This window comes from Chitinimonas sp. JJ19, from assembly GCF_036961565.1.
Lineage (GTDB): Bacteria > Pseudomonadota > Gammaproteobacteria > Burkholderiales > Chitinimonadaceae > Chitinimonas.
In genome coordinates this window covers 225,684-243,251 of record NZ_JBAMDD010000007.1, presented here as the reverse complement: position 1 = coordinate 243,251, position 17,568 = coordinate 225,684, and the positions used below count along the sequence as shown (strand labels likewise).

12 protein-coding genes are annotated in these 17,568 nt (G+C 57.7%); 8 read left to right on the top strand and 4 right to left on the bottom strand.

The window, feature by feature from the left end; genetic code table 11:
• The first annotated feature begins 485 nt into the window (after positions 1–485).
• The 3 genes from V7714_RS11235 to V7714_RS11225 all read left to right on the top strand — a co-directional run bounded on the left by V7714_RS11235 (position 486) and on the right by V7714_RS11225 (position 4,485).
• Positions 486–3,209, top strand: coding sequence for a chitinase C-terminal domain-containing protein (locus V7714_RS11235; protein ID WP_335709805.1), 2,724 nt, complete (start codon positions 486–488; stop codon positions 3,207–3,209).
• A 259-nt stretch (positions 3,210–3,468) separates the two neighbouring features.
• Positions 3,469–3,861: a hypothetical protein gene (locus V7714_RS11230; protein WP_335709804.1), complete on the top strand. Its 393-nt coding sequence runs from the start codon at positions 3,469–3,471 to the stop codon at positions 3,859–3,861.
• Between the two features lie 288 nt (positions 3,862–4,149).
• Positions 4,150–4,485, top strand: coding sequence for a hypothetical protein (locus V7714_RS11225; RefSeq protein WP_335709803.1), 336 nt, complete (start codon positions 4,150–4,152; stop codon positions 4,483–4,485).
• Here the strand turns inward: V7714_RS11225 and V7714_RS11220 are convergent.
• The gene (locus tag V7714_RS11220) at positions 4,473–5,756 is read right to left on the bottom strand and encodes an HD-GYP domain-containing protein (RefSeq protein WP_335709802.1); all 1,284 of its coding nucleotides are present in this window, start codon (positions 5,754–5,756) and stop codon (positions 4,473–4,475) included. The genes V7714_RS11225 and V7714_RS11220 overlap by 13 nt on opposite strands.
• A 64-nt stretch (positions 5,757–5,820) precedes the next feature.
• On the opposite strand from V7714_RS11220, the gene V7714_RS11215 reads away from it, so the two are divergent.
• The gene (locus V7714_RS11215; RefSeq protein ID WP_335709801.1) at positions 5,821–6,378 is read left to right on the top strand and encodes a DUF1415 domain-containing protein; all 558 of its coding nucleotides are present in this window, start codon (positions 5,821–5,823) and stop codon (positions 6,376–6,378) included.
• 204 nt (positions 6,379–6,582) lie between these two features.
• Entirely contained in the window at positions 6,583–6,786 is a 204-nt protein-coding gene (locus V7714_RS11210) for a cold-shock protein (RefSeq protein WP_284197833.1), read from the top strand.
• 144 nt (positions 6,787–6,930) lie between these two features.
• On the opposite strand, the gene V7714_RS11205 is transcribed toward V7714_RS11210, so the two are convergent.
• A complete protein-coding gene (locus tag V7714_RS11205; RefSeq protein WP_335709800.1) occupies positions 6,931–7,848 on the bottom strand; it encodes a LysR family transcriptional regulator in 918 nt (305 codons plus the stop codon).
• A gap of 94 nt (positions 7,849–7,942) precedes the next feature.
• Between V7714_RS11205 and V7714_RS11200 the strand changes: the two genes are divergently transcribed.
• The 3 genes from V7714_RS11200 (at position 7,943) to V7714_RS11190 (ending at position 15,504) form a co-directional block, all read left to right on the top strand.
• Positions 7,943–8,941, top strand: a complete 999-nt coding sequence (locus V7714_RS11200) for a sodium-dependent bicarbonate transport family permease (protein ID WP_335709799.1) — start codon at positions 7,943–7,945, stop codon at positions 8,939–8,941.
• An 842-nt stretch (positions 8,942–9,783) separates the two neighbouring features.
• Positions 9,784–10,302, top strand: coding sequence for a hypothetical protein (locus tag V7714_RS11195; RefSeq protein WP_335709798.1), 519 nt, complete (start codon positions 9,784–9,786; stop codon positions 10,300–10,302).
• Between the two features lie 147 nt (positions 10,303–10,449).
• Positions 10,450–15,504: an RHS repeat domain-containing protein gene (locus V7714_RS11190; protein ID WP_335709797.1), complete on the top strand. Its 5,055-nt coding sequence runs from the start codon at positions 10,450–10,452 to the stop codon at positions 15,502–15,504.
• 347 nt (positions 15,505–15,851) lie between these two features.
• Here the strand turns inward: V7714_RS11190 and V7714_RS11185 are convergent, their stop codons facing one another.
• Positions 15,852–16,013 (bottom strand): hypothetical protein, encoded by a 162-nt coding sequence (locus V7714_RS11185; protein WP_284197828.1) that lies wholly within the window; start codon positions 16,011–16,013, stop codon positions 15,852–15,854.
• A gap of 9 nt (positions 16,014–16,022) precedes the next feature.
• The gene (locus V7714_RS11180) at positions 16,023–17,414 is read right to left on the bottom strand and encodes a DEAD/DEAH box helicase (RefSeq protein WP_335709796.1); all 1,392 of its coding nucleotides are present in this window, start codon (positions 17,412–17,414) and stop codon (positions 16,023–16,025) included.
• Positions 17,415–17,568 lie beyond the last annotated feature (154 nt).

Below are 17,568 nucleotides of genomic sequence, written 5' to 3'. Positions count from 1 at the left end.
CAAGTGGTGATTCTATTAACTTTTTACCCTATTTGGGTGTGTGGGTGGCGTGATGATACAAGTTGAGTGGGCGTCGGGTGGTGGGGTATTTTTCTGTGGCGGAAGTGCTGTGGATATAAGCGGTTACGGTTGGTTTTAAACCGAAATTGTGAGGGTTTGCTTGCCTGAATTTTGTTGGGTGACAATACCACTTTGGCACTTGCGGCAATGCAATGGGTCAGGTGTGTGTTTAAAGGTTGAATTGCTGCTTTGCATCAATTTGTAGTGATTTTTTCTGCACTACATTTATATGTTTTTTTATTTGAAATGGAGAGGTAAAACATTTTGTATTTGGCATAGCATGATGGCGGCCTCGGTCTGGGCCTGAGTAGCCAGCGTAGCGATTCAGGCAGAAAGGGCAGCGTCCTTTGCATAAGGAGTGGCGAGGTCGAATGGGTTTCCCTGCCCACTTTGTTTCCAACATCAAGCACGGAGCAAACAACACCATGCAATCCCTTTGCAAGCCAAACCGGCGCTATGCCTTGCGCGCTGTCAGTCTTAGTCTCGCTACAGCAGGCCTGCTGTATGCCCCCCATGCCATGGCGGCCAGTTGCGCCACGGCATGGGCCGAGGGCAATACCTATATGATGAACACGCCGGCCTCTTACCTGAGCAAGAACTACAAGGCACTGCAGACCCATACGGCCCATGTAGGCGCCAACTGGAACCCGGCATCGACGCCTACCCTGTGGGGTTTTGTAGAGAACTGCAGCAGTACCCCGACGCCAACGCCAACGCCAACGCCAACGCCGACACCGACACCGACACCGACACCGACACCGACACCGACACCGACACCGACACCGACACCGACACCGACACCCACACCCACACCCACACCGACACCCACACCCACACCCACACCCACACCCGAGACCTGTTACATCGCCTGGAGTGCCGGGACGGCCTATACCGGCGGCCAGCGTGTGACCTATGCCGGGCGTAACTACGAGGCCAAGTGGTGGACCATGGGCGAGGTGCCAGCATCCAACACCGGGGCCGGCAAGCCCTGGACTGACCTGAGCGCCTGCGGAACCCCTACACCGACCCCAACGCCAACGCCAACGCCAACGCCAACGCCAACGCCAACGCCAACACCGACACCGACACCGACACCGACACCGACACCGACACCGACACCGACACCGACACCCACCTTCCCGGATGAGGCCTGCCGCCCCGATGGACTGGTACGGGTGGCGCAGGTGAACGTGCCCTACTGCCTGGCCTATGACAACCAGGGCCGGGAAAAGCTGGCCAATGGCAACAAGCGGCGCATCATTGGCTACTTCACCAGCTGGCGTACCGGCAAGAACGGCCAGGCGGCCTATCTGGCCAAGGATATTCCCTGGACCAAGCTGACCCATATCAACTACGCCTTTGCCCATGTCGATGGCAGCAACAAGGTTTCGGTCAACGAGACGGTGGCCGGCAACGAAGCAACCGGCATGGAATGGCCTGGTGTGGCCGGTGCTGAGATGGATAGCTCGCTGAGCTACAAGGGGCACCTGAACCTGTTGACCAAGTACAAGAAGCTCAACCCTGGCGTGAAGACCCTGGTGTCGATAGGCGGCTGGGCCGAGACGGGCGGCTACTTTGGCAGCGATGGCAACCGGGTTGCCTCGGGCGGTTTCTATAGCATGACCACCCTTGCCGATGGCAGCATCAATACGGCGGGTATCAATACTTTTGCCGATTCGGTGGTGGGCTTCCTGCGCAAGTATGGCTTTGATGGGGCAGATATCGATTATGAGTACCCCACCACCATGAGCAAGGCCGGCAATCCGCTGGACTGGGGCATTTCGGAACCCCGGCTGAAGGGTTTGCAGGCGTCCTACCGTGAGTTGCTCAAGGTGCTGCGCAAGAAGCTAGACGAGGCTTCGGTGGCGGACGGCAAGTACTATCAGCTGACCATCGCCTCTCCTTCGTCCGGCTATCTGCTACGCGGCATGGAAACTTTCCAGGGCGTGCAATACCTCGATTTCGTCAACATGATGACCTATGACCTGCACGGTGCCTGGAACGAGTTTGTCGGCCCCAATGCCGCGCTGTTTGACGATGGCAAGGATGCCGAACTGGCCAAATGGGGTGTCTATACCGCCAGCCAGTATGGCGGCATAGGCTACCTCAACACCGACTGGGCCTACCGTTACTTCCGGGGCGCCTTGCCGGCTGGCCGCATCAATGTTGGGGTGCCGTACTACACCCGGGGCTGGAAGGGTGTGACCGGCGGCAGCAACGGCCTGTGGGGCACCTCGCCCAAGTCCAGCAACTGCGGCCCAGGCCTGACCGAGTGCGGTACCGGTGCTACCGGCATCGACAACCTTTGGCACGATCTGGACGCGCAAGGCCGCGAGATGGGGGCGGGCTCCAACCCTATGTGGCATGCCAAGAACCTGGAGAACGGCATCGCCGGCAGCTATCTGGGTGTCTACGGTCTCAGCGGCAGCGATCTGGTGGGGAGCTACAGCCGCCACTACGATGCCACCCTGGTGGCGCCGTGGCTGTGGAACGCCCAGAAGAAGGTGTTCCTGTCGACCGAAGACGAGCAATCAATGGCCCGCAAGGCGCAGTGGATAGTCGACAACGGCATAGGCGGGGCGATGTTCTGGGAGCTGGCGGGCGACTATGCCTACGATGGCATCAAGAAGGAGTACTACATCGGGCAGACCCTCACGACCACCTTGCACAACAGCTTCAAGTCGGCAACGGCCTATGGCAACAAGCGCGCCAAGCAGACTATGCCGGCCGAGGCGCTGAACCTGCAGTTCGATGTAGTGGACTTCAAGCTGGGTGACCAGAACTACCCGCTGAACCCCAAGCTGCGCATCACCAACAAGGGCAGCGCTGCCTTGCCGGGCGGTGCCCAGATCGAATTCCAGTACCCGGTGGCCGCGCCCAATAATATGGCCGATCAGTCGGGGGCTGGGCTCAAGGTGGTGGCATCGGAGCATACCGGCAGCAATGTGGGTGGCTTCAAGGGGGATTTCCATACGGCGCAGTTCAAGCTGCCTACCTGGCAGTCGGTGGCACCTGGGCAGTCGGTAGATATCACCCTGAACTACTACCTGCCCATTACCGGTCCGTCCAACTATGTCATCACGGTGGGCAGCAAGCGCTTTGCCATCAAGCAGGAGTACCCCAACCTGCCGGTGGGCAATCTGCCTTGATCGTGTGCTGACCTGACAGCACGGCGGGCCTTCAGGCCTGCTGTGCTTTTTTTTCGACACTCGCGAGGTGGTGAACCCGGCGGGCGCGAGAGGGCGAAATGACTTTGAATAGGCTCTATGTGCGGAGGCTGACGTACATAACCTCTTTGCTGATTACTCGTGATCACCTAGCTGCTTATTTTGCGCGGCCTACGGGTTGTCTTTCTTGTCGTAGAATACGGCTCCATGCGTCCGTTAAATATCAGTTAGGCATCACGGCATGCGCGCCACAAGTTCTTCTTGGAAGCATCTTGATCCTCCCGCCACAAGGGAGCCGCTCGGATTTGAGGCTCTCTTCACTGACGAAGAGGCCGCACGACTGATGCTCGGACTCGTGCCCGAACAGATGGAAGACAAGTGGTTCATCTACTACGAGGATAATTGGCTTCGCTTCCACCGTAGCTGGACTGGTGTCTTTATCTACGGCTTGCGCCTGGACGGCTCGCCGGCCGGGGTCCGGGTGATTGATTCCTGGGTCAATCGCGATACAGAGCAATATTCTGCAAACGACACTGACTACGATCGCAAATTTGTGCGTTTCATCATTGACGCGTTCTTGCTTAAGAAGCGGGGGGCTACATTCCCTATGCCACCCAGTATGCCTGTTGCGTAGCCCCAGCGTCGTGCAACGTGAATACGTACCCTAACTCCTCCATTGAGCGGACATGCTCCAGAGGGCTTTGTCCACCTGTGCCTGCTGCTTATACCCAACGTTGAAATCTGTAGTAGGGGACCGCCGTGGCCGCTTCATTCCGCCAGCGCGAATGCCTGCTTAGGCCGAGAATCGGCCCTCGTCTCTGGTCATGACTGCCGTCACATTGATCGAGCCCGAACAGCGCCATGTTCACAAGCATCAGCAAGGGTGACCATGAGAGATCAGATTCCGCTCTAAACTGAGGCCATGCCTCAGTCGGTTTATCAAGTCATCCATCTGTATTCTGCCGCCCCGGCCAAACCGGCCTGGGGCGAACCTTGCAACGGCTGCGGTGTCTGTTGCGCGGCCGAGCCCTGCCCGGTGGGGCAGCGCATGTTCGGTGTGCGCCAGGGGGCTTGTCCGGCGTTGGTCTGGCAGGCCCAGGCAGGCCGTTATGGCTGTGGCCTGTTGCTGCAGCCCGGCCGGTATCTGCCTTATTTGCCCACACCCCTACATGGCCTTGCCCGCCGTTGGTTGGCCCGTCGCATCGCGGCAGGGCAGGGGTGTGATTCCGATGCGGAAGTCGGTGATCAGCCGCCCTGAGCAGGGCCGGGTACGGTATCGCAGTAGTAAGTCATGCGCTTGCGCGGATTGAGGTAGGTAAACACCTGCTGGGGCAATTGCCCGGGGCGTATGCTCTTGATGATGGTGAGCTCGGCCTCGCTCTCCAGATCGAGGATGATGGCCTCGTGCTTGGGCACGCTGGGGTCGTAGATCAGCACCGTGGGTTTGAGCGGTTTGCTGGAATTCACCGCCATGACCAGCCCCAGCGCATTGTTGGAGAGCTGCACCAGGGTGCCAGGCGGGTAAACGCCCATGCAGCGGATAAAGATGCCCAGGGCCTGTGCCTCGAAGCGGGCACGCTGCTGGCCGAACATGGTGGCCAGCGCTTCATAGGGCGTGAGCGAGTCGCGGGGGTTGGGGCGGTTGCAGAGGTTATCGTACTCATTGACGATGGCCACCAGCCGCGACAACGGCAATATGCCTTCGCCGCGCAAGGCATGGGGGTAGCCGCTGCCGTCCACGCATTCATGGTGCTGGAACACGATGGCCAGGGCCTCTGGCGTCAGGCCCAGCTTCTTGCCTATTTCCAGGCCGTAATGGGTATGCCGCATCATCAGATCCTGCTCGCTGGGGCTGAGCGCATCGGTCTTCTGCAACAACTGGCTGGGCAGCTCCATCTTGCCGATATCGTGGAACAGCGCACCCATGCCGATCTCGGTCAGCTGCTCCCTGTCCATGTGCAGCTGCTTACCCAGCATCATGGCCAGTACGGCAACATTGAGCTGGTGGAAATACACTTCCTCACCACCCAGCTTATCGTTCATCAGGTGGATGGCGATATCGCGATCGGTGAGCATGGAGTCCACCAGGCTGTTGATCAGCTCTGCGGCCTCTGCCATGGATTCGCCTGGGCGGGCGAACAGGTTGCGGGTAATGGTCTTGAGCGCCCGTGCGGCCCCCTGGAACTTGCGTTCACATTCATTGAGGGCGGCGCGGTGCTGGGTGAGTTTTTCCACCCTGACCCGCTTGGCGACGATGGCTGCGTCCTGGGCTTCACGTTGGGCGGCGGGGACGGCCGGTTCGGGGTCGGTCGGGGCGGGCAGGGGCTGCACATCGCTGCGCTTGACGTCGATGCGTATGCGCTCCAGTCCCAGGGAGCGCAGGGTGTCTATCTGCTCCTGTTTGGTGATCTTGAACTGGTTGAAGGTAAACGGATGCGACAGCCAGTCGAGCTCCAGCCTGACATACAGGCCAAGCCGCAATTGCGCAGGAACGATATACGTAGGTTGGCTGGGGCTGGTGTTTGTCATGGTGGCGATGCCGGTGGACTTAAGCAGTAGAATAGCAAGCCTGATCCGCTTCCCCTATTACGCCATGACAAACGAGCACGAATCCGTCATTACTGCCACCCGCGACTGGCTGGAAAAAGCCGTCATAGGGCTGAATCTCTGCCCCTTCGCCAAGGCGGTGTATGTCAAACAGCAGGTGCGCCTGGTGGTGAGCGAAGCCCGCAATCTGGATGCCCTGTTGGAAGACCTGGACCGCGAGCTGGACAGGCTGGCTGAGACCGACCCCGAGGAACTCGACACCACCTTGCTGATCCACCCCTATATCCTCAATGACTTCCTCGATTACAACGAGTTTCTCGATGTGGCCGACGGGGTGGTGGCCGAGCATGAACTGGAAGGGGTGATACAGATTGCCAGCTTTCACCCGCAGTACCAGTTTGCGGACACCGAGCCGGACGACATCAGCAACTACAGCAACCGCTCGCCCTATCCCACCCTGCATCTGCTGCGCGAGGACAGCATAGACAGGGCTGTGGCGGCCTTCCCCGATGCGGCCGATATCTTCGAGAAGAACATCGCCACCTTGCGCGAGCTGGGGCAGACCGGCTGGGACGCCCTGGGCATGACAAAGGCATCGAAATAGGGGTGGAATCGACCGTTTGGCGCGTTTTTGGCAGGTATTTGACGAAATGCTTTGCCAAGCGGGTTTGATTCGCGTACAACGCACGCTGCAGGCAGTTCAAGTCGTAGGTTCCAGGCAGTTCTCATACCCTCGCGGTATTCCGATTCGCCCTCCTTTGTTTGATCGTCCGCACTCTTTACATTATTTCCAACAAGGAAAAGCATCATGGCAACCGGTACCGTTAAGTGGTTCAATGACTCCAAGGGCTTCGGCTTCATCACCCCTGACGAAGGCGGCGACGACCTGTTCGCGCACTTCTCGCAAATTCAATCCAACGGCTTCAAGTCGCTGGCTGAGAACCAAAAGGTCTCGTTCGACGTGACCACTGGCCCCAAGGGCAAGCAAGCTTCCAACATCAAGCCCGTCTAATTCATTAGACCTGTTTGAGTGGTAGCAAAAACCCGGCGCAAGCCGGGTTTTTTATTGCCTGAGGCCCTGATCCCCAGTTCCCCAGATCCGGCTAGACCACCAGAATGCATAGACAACCCGGTCCAGATCATTCAATACGATGGTTCATGTATCCACTCCATTGATACGCGGTAGCGTGCCTACATGTTCACGTAAATGTTGCAGAAATTCAGCAGCAATAGGTGGTAACAATTTGCCGCACGGCTGAACAATGTACCAATTCGATTCAACCGGGAACCCCACCACATCCAGCACGGCGAGGCCATCGACTGCAGGATCGCTATGCAACGTGTGGCGGGAAAGTACTGACACGCCCAGGTTGGCCGCAACAGAGTGCTTGATTGCCTCGTTACTTCCCAGCTCCATGCGAATATTCGGCTGCAGGCCCAGCGCAGCAAAATGCCGATCGCACGCACGGCGCGTACCGGAACCCTGCTCTCGCAGGATGAACCGTTCACCCATCAAGGTATCAAGTGGAATCTGCTGGCTCGAAGCAAGCGGGTGATTAATGTGCACCACCACGACGAGCGGGTTGGGGAGGAAGGCTTCTGTGGTGACATCCATATCCTGCGGTGGGTTGGACATGACGTAAAGATCGTCCTCGTTCGAACGCAGTCGCTGCAAGACACCATCCCGGTTAAGAATGGAGAGGCTGACATCGACATCAGGATACCGATGGCAGAATGCGCCCAGCAAATTGGGAACAAAGTATTTTGCGGTGCTGACCACGGCAACCCGTAACCGTCCCCGTTGCAGTCCTCGGAGTTGATCAATTCGCTGACCAAACACCTCCAACTCCTTCTGCATAACTTGCGCAGACTGCTGCAGGAGCCGCCCCGCCTCGGTCAAAAACACCCGCTTTCTGATCACCTCATAGAGTGGCAAACCCACATTCTCAGCCAGTTCGCGCAGTTGCATAGAGACCGTTGGCTGAGTGACATGACACGCTCTTGCCGCCGCGCTGATGCTGCCATGCTCAGCTAGGGCGAGGAAAAGTTGCAGTTGTCGGAACGTGATGTTCATAGATAAACCTCGATAATAGCCATATTAAATATCGATTTTACATTATCAATTCACCCCCTCTACCATGCGACCTACTTTTCGGAGGATAGGTCACGTGCAAAGTCTGCTAGATCCCGCCATTCTGTTTTTTGTCTTCGGCGTCGCAGCCGGGCTGCTCAAGTCCAATCTTGAAATTCCACCGGCTATTTCCCGTTTTCTGTCCCTTTACCTCCTCATGGCGCTCGGGCTTAAGGGAGGCTTTGCCTTGGCGCACTCAGGGCTGACTGGCGAGGTGGTGACTACGCTCGCCATCGCGGTAAGCCTGGCCATACTTGTACCAATGCTTGGCTATAAGCTGTTGCGCCGGATGGTTGGCAGTTTTGATGCAGCTGCACTCGCCGCGACCTATGGCTCAGTGAGTGCAGTTACCTTTATCACTGCAACACAATACCTGGAGAGCCGTGGTTACAGCTTTGGCGGTCACATGGCAGCGGCCATGGCCTTGATGGAAGCGCCGGCAATCATTCTGGCCGTCCTGATCGCCAATCAGCTACGCCAAAAGGCCGTAGTAGTCGTTGTTGGAAATGGCGCAGGGGTACTCTCAACCGCCACTAGCGGGGGCATGTCTATAGGCAAAGTGGTTCATGAGTCATTAACCGATGGCGCGCAATTGCTGCTGCTTGGCGCCATGCTGATCGGCCTATTGACAGGTGAAGCTGGCATGGCCGCCATGCAGCCATTCTCTGGCGACCTTTTCAAGGGGATGCTCGCGTTCTTCTTGCTGGACATGGGCTTGAACGCGGCCCGACAGCTTCCCCTGCTACGCAGCAGCTCGCCCTGGCTGCTGGCCTACGCCGTACTGGCGCCAATTGCACATGCTGGATTCGCCCTGCTCGTCTGCTTGTTGATGGGCGTACAAGCTGGGAATGCTGCCTTGCTCATGGTCCTCGCAGCCAGCGCGTCCTATATAGCCGTCCCGGCTGCATTACGGCTAGCCATCCCCGAAGCGAGACCCGCGCTCTATTTTGGCATGTCGCTGGGCATAACCTTCCCGTTCAATATCCTGCTTGGCATCCCGCTTTATGTGAGCATTGCCCATAGCGTGCTTGTATAAGGATATTTGCCTATGTCGCCTCTACCTGTACTTGTCTGGACCCAGCGCTGATGTGGGTGCAAGCGAAACATATGGGTGTTGCCAGGATGGACTTACTCAATGCGTTCGGCACCTGCGGCCGCGCGGGACGGCGGAGTGACCCCTCGCTCCAAGCCATAGAATACCTGGATGCGGGTATCTAGTAGGCCTCCAGGCCTCAGCTACGTGGTCAAACGAACGCGTTCCCGTTGCACGGGAGTAACACCTTTCTTTCTAAGCAACACCATTGCAGCTGGCGAGGCAAGCATCTGCAATTGCCCCTTTAGCCCATAACAACCGTGCTAGGTGCCTGCCAGCATCTCCCATAGCGGGCTGGTAAACCAAGTCGCGGTTCCAGCAAGGTGACGCTCGGCCAGTGGAACTGAATCGACGGGGGCAGACGGGGCTGCTGTGCCGTTGGGAACCCGTGTGTCACGTCTGTGGTGGCTCTTCGCTTGTCTCAGCAAATTCAACATGCACCTGCTACGCTGTTCCAAACAAAAGCAGCGCTAAAGGAGGCAAGCATGTGTTTTTGGCAAATCCCTCACCCTCTCGGGCTACCCCGCATCGCGCCGGACATACTCCGGCTGGAGCCTGCATTTTCTTCCGTTACGCCTTGCACGTAAGGGTGGAGATCTTGGCGCACACGGTCGAGCGCTACCGGCTAGGAAAGTTGCCGGATCAATTTTCAATCTGACGGATTGATTGCCCAAGGTTGTCGCATTCGGCGCCGATGGTGTGCCTGTGTCGATATGCGAGTCGCCGCAAGCGAGCTTCAACCAGATTTTTTCGACACTTAACCAAACTGATGAGGAGACAAAACCATGAAGTTAAAAGCTGTCCGTTACGTATTGTCCAGTGCTGCGATCTGCCTACTGCCCATGCTGGCGCAGGCTGCCGATGCGGGTGCTGATGTCAATGCGTGTGTCTATCTTCCCACTAAACCGTTGCAGCCCTTAACCGTGAACTTCATTGCTGGCGGTGCGACTGACCATTGTATGAACCATATCGGTAACAACGTCAGTGTCGTCGCATCGACTCAAGGCATAACCTGCGGCTCTGTCGGCTTCGTTCAGGAAAAAAATGGCGACAACCACGGTAAAACCTGCTTTGGTTCCAAGTCGAACTGGGTACTCAGCTATACCATCCCCAACACCCAGTATAGCGGCGCCACCAATGCGCATTTCAATTACGACTTCAGCCACTATCACGTAGACCTCAGTCCAGCGAAGTCGGCCCAAGTATGTGCCAACGAAACACTCTGTGGCAGCACTTCGCAAAAATGGGACAGCGGCACCAAGGGGCCTTTGTACATCATCTTCTCACCCGGCACGGCAAACTAAGGCTGAGTGCCGTCGTTTGCCTCATTGTTGCTTGAACGAGTATTGGGCTTCATACAATCGATGACTCACGCCATACCGTCCCTGTCTGCCTTGGGACGGTATGGCTGCTGTCGACACCAAAATAGATGCGGATAGGAGGCGCTTATCATGAGCGGCAGCAGTCAATACCAGAATTCCCAAGCGTTCAACCAGTCTTTTTCTACCGCAGAATCGGTAAATCCTAACACCGGGTCATTTACCTTTTCCAAATCGCTCGTGAGCCTTCGGGGTATCACCTCCAGCATAGGGCTCAACATCAATCTGTCCTACGCGTCGGGTACCACGGGCCTGATGGGCTTGCCGTCAGGGTGGAGCTTTGGCATTGCGTTCGTCGTGCCTGGCTCATCCCTTACCACTCAAGGCCAAACCAGCATCATTGACCTCACCTGGTCGGACGAAACCGGTTATCAGTCAGGGCTGCGTTACCTGAATGATCATGGGATCAAGTTTTCGCCAGTGGTGCCTGACCAGCCGCTACCCTCGGGCCAGCCGGGCACATATGCCTACAAACTGAGCTATGGCGATGGCGGATGCGACTACTACGATGCCACTGGCAAGCTGGTCGAGCACGCCGACTTGTTCGGCAACCACATCAATTATTTCTATACCGATCAGTTCAGCGGGGCATTGAACAATCAGCTTGATTACATCACCGATAGTTTTGGTCAGGTTGTGCGTTTTGGTTATGGTTCGAACGCAATCATCATCACCACTCCCGACGGCGGACAAAACACGATTAACTTTTCCTCGCGTGGCGTGGAAAACATCGTCGATCCTCTTGGCAATGCGACGGTGCTGAATTACACCACCTGCGCTAACCAAACCGTGGTCTCGACTATCCAGTACCCCACGGGTCTGAATACCACGATGACGTACACCGGTATTGCCTATGTGGACGCCAATGGTGCGGAATCGGCTTTTCCGGCGGTCTCCATGCTAACCCACTTGGATAGTGATGCCAGCATCGCCGATTGCACGACGTATGCCTTCGGTACCGATAGCGACGGTAATACCTTTACCGGTTATGCGGCGGGGTATCGGATGTCGGCAGGGACCGATAGCCTGATGGACAGCAACAACACCTTGTATATCTACGACGTGTTGACTTCCAAGTGCGATGCAAGCGGTGCCCTGCTTTCGGCATCCAGGGTGTATTACAACTATCTGCACGCGCCGGTCCGCGAGGAACACTATCTAGTAGATGCCTCACACGAGGTCCAGTGCGGGTACCGCGCGCTATACAGCTATTTGATCAATCCGGATTTACACGCACGTTCGGTCAATTACAACAGGCCCGTCACGACCGAGCAGTTCGTCTATTCCGCCGCCGTGAACGACTACCTGCGGATACGAAAATCGACTAGCAGCTATGACGATTATGGGCAGATGTTGTCATCGGAAGAGCTTTGCTATGACCGGACTGCGCAGGCTTACAAAAGCCAGGTTGCTGCGAGCTTCACTTATACGGTGGCATCCTGGGGCGGGGAGATGCCTGCCACCGAAATTTATATCGACAATGTCACCGGCTTTCAAAGGCAGGTAGCCTACACGCTGTCAGCCGATCAAAAGAGCCTGGCTTCGGCAGCCGTACTGTTCAGGACCAATGCACAGGATAGCTGGGCACCCTGGAAAACCACCTGCTACGGCTACGACCCGCAAGGGAGGCTGATATCCACGGCGCTGGCTTGGTCGCAGGATGCAAGCTATTCCGAGGGCAGCGTGGCGTCGACCAGTTCGACCTGTGCCTACGCGTATGACCCCAGTGCTTACCTCCTGACGGTATCGCTGACCAACGCCATCGGTGCCGTTACCAAGACTACCTATGATGTCACCAAGCCAGCCGGTCCGGCGGTACTCATGACAACCCCGCTTGGAGAGAGCCAAACCTTCGAGTTCGACTTGCTCGGTCGCGTAAGCAAGCAAACTGATGCGCTCGGATTGACGACGTTGACCACCTACAAGCTGTTTGCAACCGATCAGGCTAACAGTGTCTTGAGCAGTGCGCCGAATGGCTATCTCACAGAACTGTTTTTCGATGCACTAGGCCGGCCGGTCAAATTGATGGATAACGGCGACCCATCCATGGCGGGGGGGAGCCCTAATCGCTGTCTGCGCCAGAAGTGCTATGGCCCGCTAGGCAATCCGTCGCAAGATATCGATGAGCTTGGCCTTGTCACGCGTTACCAGTATGACAGCCTGAATCGCCTGGTTCAGTCTACCGATCCACTGGGCAATGTGGGCACCACTGTATTTGATGACGCGCAGCTTTCGGTGTCCGCTTACACCAACGATATCCTGCGCGATGTGACCCAGCTGGATGGATTGGGCCGGACCCAAACTTTGACGTCCTACCCCGACCCGGATGACAGCGCCAGCGCGTACGCCAAACTGAATGAATCGGAATATAGCGGGCTAGGCCAGATACTGCGTACGGTCATCAGCCAGCTCCCCAAGCAGGGCGGGAATCCGCAGGCGCTGTATGAAAACAGTTATAGCTACGATGTCGAAGCAAAGGTGATTACCGAAGTTTGCAGCGGATACAGCGGGCCGCAGCTGACAACGACCCGTAATACGTTTTACGACCTGTTCGGCAATCCGCTGGGGTACGCCAAGCAGACCGATTATGCGGATGGTCGGAGCTTCCAGAACGACGCGTGCATACCCCGTTACAACGCTGCCAACCTGCTTGTTTCGGTCACCAATCAATTGGGCCAGGTCGAATCCTACAGCTATGACGACGACGGCCGGATGCTGACGCGGACCCGTTTCGACGGTACGGTCATCTCTTATAGCTATGACAAGGTGGGCAAGCTGCTACAGACCGCCTGGAATGGTGGCAGCATCGATTGCAGCTATTACCCGAACGACCGTATCAAGAGTGTGACGCTCGGTGGCGCTGCCATTCTGTACGACTATTATCTGGACGGCAGCGCGAAATCCATCACCTACCCTGATGGTCGGTCGCAATCATATAGCGTTGATACCTTTTCGAGGATCACTTCGCAAACCGATGCATCCGGCATGGTGACTTCCAATCTGTTCGACACCTACGGCCGCATCGCCAAGCGCACCAACGGCATCGATACCATCACCAACGTATATGGGACCATCAACCATACAGCAGGTGTGCTGCAAGGTGTTGAACTGACTGGATCGGGGCAATTCACATGGCAGTATGCGTACAACGGCTTCGGTGAGCTCAGTGCTACCGCCATCGCGAATGCTGCCGGTGCCAGCGTATTGAACACGCGCTACACGCGAGATACCGCCAGTCGCCTGATAGAAACCGCGGTCTCGTCTGCTACCTGTAACGATTTCGCAGTCAACTACAGCAGGAGCTGCCTGTATGACGGGTTGAATCAGCTGGTCGGCGCCACGACTACCTATAGCAACGGTAAGCCAGCCGTACAAATCGCCTTTGCCTATGACGGCAACGGTAACCCGCTCAGCAAGACTACCAATGGCGTGGTCAGCGACTACACCTATAACGCAATCGACCAGCTTGTCGGTGCCGGTATTGTGTACGACCAGAATGGCCGTATGACGTCCGACGGTAGCGGACGCCAATACGCCTACAATGCGCTGGATCAGCTGATCCAGATATCGGGTTCGGCCCCAGCACCGGCTGACTATGATTACTACCCTGACGGTGCCTTGGCGTCGAACAGTAATACCGCAAGCGGCAGCAAACTGCAGTACTACTACAACGGTGCAGTCAACGCGATCTTGTCGCAAAGTACCGCCGAAGACTGGACCAGCTTCCTGTTCAGCGGTCCTGACCGACTGGCAGCGTATGAAGGTCAGCAAGCGTCCAGTTATTACATGACCGCAGCTGGCTCGACGGCCTTGCTGCAGGACGCTAACGGCGAGAGTGCCATCTTCAGCTATGACCCCTATGGCGCAGTCACCAGTCAGGGGGATATCAGCGCCAAGCAGAGCTTCACCTGGAATCAGGAGTATGCAGACCCATCCAACGGATTGGTTTATCTGCGCGCACGTTACTACCACCCAGGCTTGATGCGTTTCATGACCATGGATAGCGTGCTGAACGATAACCGCTACGCCTATTGTTCGGGTGACCCGATCAACCTGATTGATCCGACAGGGCACTCGGAAGCGGCCAACATCGCTGGTGCGGTCGTCGGTGGGATAGTCGGCAGTGTCGCTACCGTCTTCACAGGCTTCTTCGGCGGCATGGCAGCGGCCATGGTCTTCGGCCCTGAGAGCCTTCTTGCAAGCACCGGTGTGACGGCACTGGCCGGTGCAACCGGTAGCATCACGGCCAACGGATATCGTGCTGCTATCTCTGGTCAGAAACTCAGTGGTGGACGCGCCTTGATGGATTTGGCCAGCGGCGCGCTTGGCGGCGCTGTCGGTGCTGGGGTCGGTGGTTATGCCGGACGCGTTGCAATGCGTAACGCGCTGTCCCAAGGTTTGTCGCAAAGCGCGATTACTCGTATCGGGGCTGTCTGCTCGGCGGGGATAGGCGGATTGGCCGGCGCCGCGACCTCGGCCGGCGTCACCTCGTTGGCGACCGGACAACCTTTCTTCAGCAAGACGACTGCGCTCAGCATGACGGTCGGTTTCTTCGGCGGCGCGGGCGGTGGCCTGCTGACCTCGGGGGCGTATCTGGGCTTGCTCAGCAACAAGATCATTCCGGTCCCTTTGACGGAAAGCGAACTGGATTTGATCACCCCTGCTCGGGATCAAAGAGGCGCTATGCTGAGCAAACGTCTACTGGTCATGGCGCCACAGCCCGAGGCCAATGCAACCGCAGACCAATTCTTCGCCCGTTATGGCAACTATGACGCAGCACTTACCCTTGATTATCAACCTGGCTCGCAGACCTACGACACGATTGCTGCACATGGCGCCGGTAACACCATGTTTGCCAGTGTGGAATACAAGCCTGGCGGCATTCTGACCCGCGAGCCAAACATGGTGCGGCCAATCACAGGGAAATTGTTTGCCCGCTATGCGAGCGACGCATGGAGAGGCCGTGATGCGACTGAAGCTATCAAGGTGATGAGCTGCCACTCTGCTTTTTCCAATGCGCAAAGCATTGCGGACGCGTTCGGGTCTGAGACTTTCGGTGGCTATCCGGAGATAAACAGATTTACGTTTACTGATTGGCAGGTGCGACAGCCAAGGCGTCAAGGCTAGTATGGGCAGGTAATCACCGGGCACCATCATCTACCCAAGTTCGACAGGTACTTCGGCTCGTGCCTGTCGTGCTGAGTACCAGATCATGCACGTATCAACAGCGGGTGCGGTGCAATACGCTTTGAACGGGTTAAACGCGATGGCAGCTGCATTTACCTGAATCGGCGTGATATCTCCGACGCTTTGTGCGGCTGCTTCCAGGCGAGCCCTAATGGGACGAGTGGTCAGCCGCGCCAGAGTCGCATAGACCTTAACTTGGGTGGATAGCCTGATGCCCTGATCGAGATTGTGTCAGGACGCAAAAAAGCCGGCACATGGTGCCGGCTTTCTGCTTTGCAGCTTACAGCCTACTTGGGTGCTTTCTTCAGCAGCGCACCCAGCAGGCCCTTGGGTTCCGGGGCGGCTGCCTGGCCGCCCGAGGCCTTGCCGAAACGATCGGGCACATCGCTTTTGGCCAGCTTGGTGTTGATCTTCAAGCCGCGCAGCTTTTCCAGTTCAACTTTCTTCATGCTCTATCCTCAGTGATGACGGCCGGTGGGGCGTCGGCCTACGCCGGGCCCGCGACTATTATGATTGCCTGCCTGGGCTACCGGTTGGCGCGACTGGGTCTTGCCCTGGCCTTGGCTGCCAGCAGGCTTGCCGCTGCCACTGCCTTGGGGCTGGCGTGGCTGACCACCACCACCGCCACTACGGCCGCGACCCTGGCCTTGGCCCTGACGGCCACCGCCGCCGGAGCGCTGCTGGATGGGTTCGGGCTTGGCATGGGGGTCGGGCTCGAAACCCGGTACGATCTCGCGCGGTATCTCGCGCTTGATCACACGCTCGATATCGGCCAGCAGCTTCTTTTCGTCCACGCAGACCAGTGACACAGCCTCACCCTCGGCGCCAGCACGGCCGGTGCGGCCGATGCGGTGCACATAGTCTTCGGGCACATTGGGCAGCTCGTAGTTCACCACATGGGGTAGCTGATCGATATCGATGCCTCGGGCGGCGATATCGGTGGCCACCAGCACCTGCAGGGTGCCATCCTTGAATTCGCTGAGCGCGCGGGTACGTGCCCCCTGGCTCTTGTTGCCGTGGATGGCCAGGGCGCTGATGCCATCCTTGTCCAACTGCTCGGCCAGGCGGTTGGCGCCATGCTTGGTACGGGTGAAGACCAGCACCTGGAACCAGTTGTGTTCCTTGATCAGGTGGGCCAGCAGTTGGCGCTTCTTGTCGCGGTCCACCGGGTAGATCTTCTGGGCGATGGTATCGGCGGTGGCATTGCGGCGCGCAACTTCGATCAGCTCTGGCGATTGCAGCAGGTTGTCTGCCAGTGCCTTGATCTCATCGGAGAAGGTGGCCGAGAACAGCAGGTTCTGCCGTTCACGTGGCAGCAGCGACAGTATCTTCTTGATATCGCGGATAAAGCCCATGTCCAGCATGCGGTCGGCTTCATCCAGTACCAGGATCTCGACCTTGGACAGATCCAGCGTACCTTGCTGCACGTGGTCCAGCAGTCGACCAGGCGTGGCGACCAGGATGTCGACCCGGCTGCGGAGTTGCTTGATCTGCGGGTTGATGCTGACACCGCCGAACATGGTCATGGACGTCAGCTTGAGGTATTTGCCGTAGTGACGCACGGACTCTTCCACCTGGGCTGCGAGCTCGCGGGTGGGGGTCAGTATCAGTGCGCGCACCGGTGGGCGGCCAGTGGAAGGGCCCTTGGCGGCGCGGTTGGCCAGGCGATGCAGGATGGGCAGGGTAAAGCCAGCGGTCTTGCCGGTGCCGGTCTGGGCACCTGCCAGCAGGTCACGGCCGGTCAGTACGGCAGGGATGGCCTGCAGCTGGATAGGGGTGGGCTCGGTGTAACCGAGTTCGGTGACGGCACGAACGATATCGTCGGACAGGCCGAGATCAGCAAAAGACATGGAAACTCCGGGGCATCGGCCTGGCTCCGCGATGGAGCGCCAGTCTGCGGCGGATGACGAAGGGTATACAGCGGGAGTGCAGGGCACCAAGAGCGGTGAAGACCTGAGCGGATACGAAGACTGGAGCGTATCCGGCGGCGCCAGTATAACAGCT

Bases quoted from the DNA above. Each gene is read 5' to 3' on its own strand.
- V7714_RS11225 (WP_335709803.1), top strand. From the start codon at position 4,150: ATGCCTCAGTCGGTTTATCAAGTCATCCATCTGTATTCTGCCGCCCCG.
- V7714_RS11230 (WP_335709804.1), top strand. From the start codon at position 3,469: ATGCGCGCCACAAGTTCTTCTTGGAAGCATCTTGATCCTCCCGCCACA.
- V7714_RS11190 (WP_335709797.1), top strand. From the start codon at position 10,450: ATGAGCGGCAGCAGTCAATACCAGAATTCCCAAGCGTTCAACCAGTCT.
- V7714_RS11205 (WP_335709800.1), bottom strand. From the start codon at position 7,848: ATGAACATCACGTTCCGACAACTGCAACTTTTCCTCGCCCTAGCTGAG.
- V7714_RS11195 (WP_335709798.1), top strand. From the start codon at position 9,784: ATGAAGTTAAAAGCTGTCCGTTACGTATTGTCCAGTGCTGCGATCTGC.
- V7714_RS11185 (WP_284197828.1), bottom strand. From the start codon at position 16,013: ATGAAGAAAGTTGAACTGGAAAAGCTGCGCGGCTTGAAGATCAACACC.
- V7714_RS11235 (WP_335709805.1), top strand. From the start codon at position 486: ATGCAATCCCTTTGCAAGCCAAACCGGCGCTATGCCTTGCGCGCTGTC.
- V7714_RS11215 (WP_335709801.1), top strand. From the start codon at position 5,821: ATGACAAACGAGCACGAATCCGTCATTACTGCCACCCGCGACTGGCTG.
- V7714_RS11220 (WP_335709802.1), bottom strand. From the start codon at position 5,756: ATGACAAACACCAGCCCCAGCCAACCTACGTATATCGTTCCTGCGCAA.
- V7714_RS11180 (WP_335709796.1), bottom strand. From the start codon at position 17,414: ATGTCTTTTGCTGATCTCGGCCTGTCCGACGATATCGTTCGTGCCGTC.
- V7714_RS11210 (WP_284197833.1), top strand. From the start codon at position 6,583: ATGGCAACCGGTACCGTTAAGTGGTTCAATGACTCCAAGGGCTTCGGC.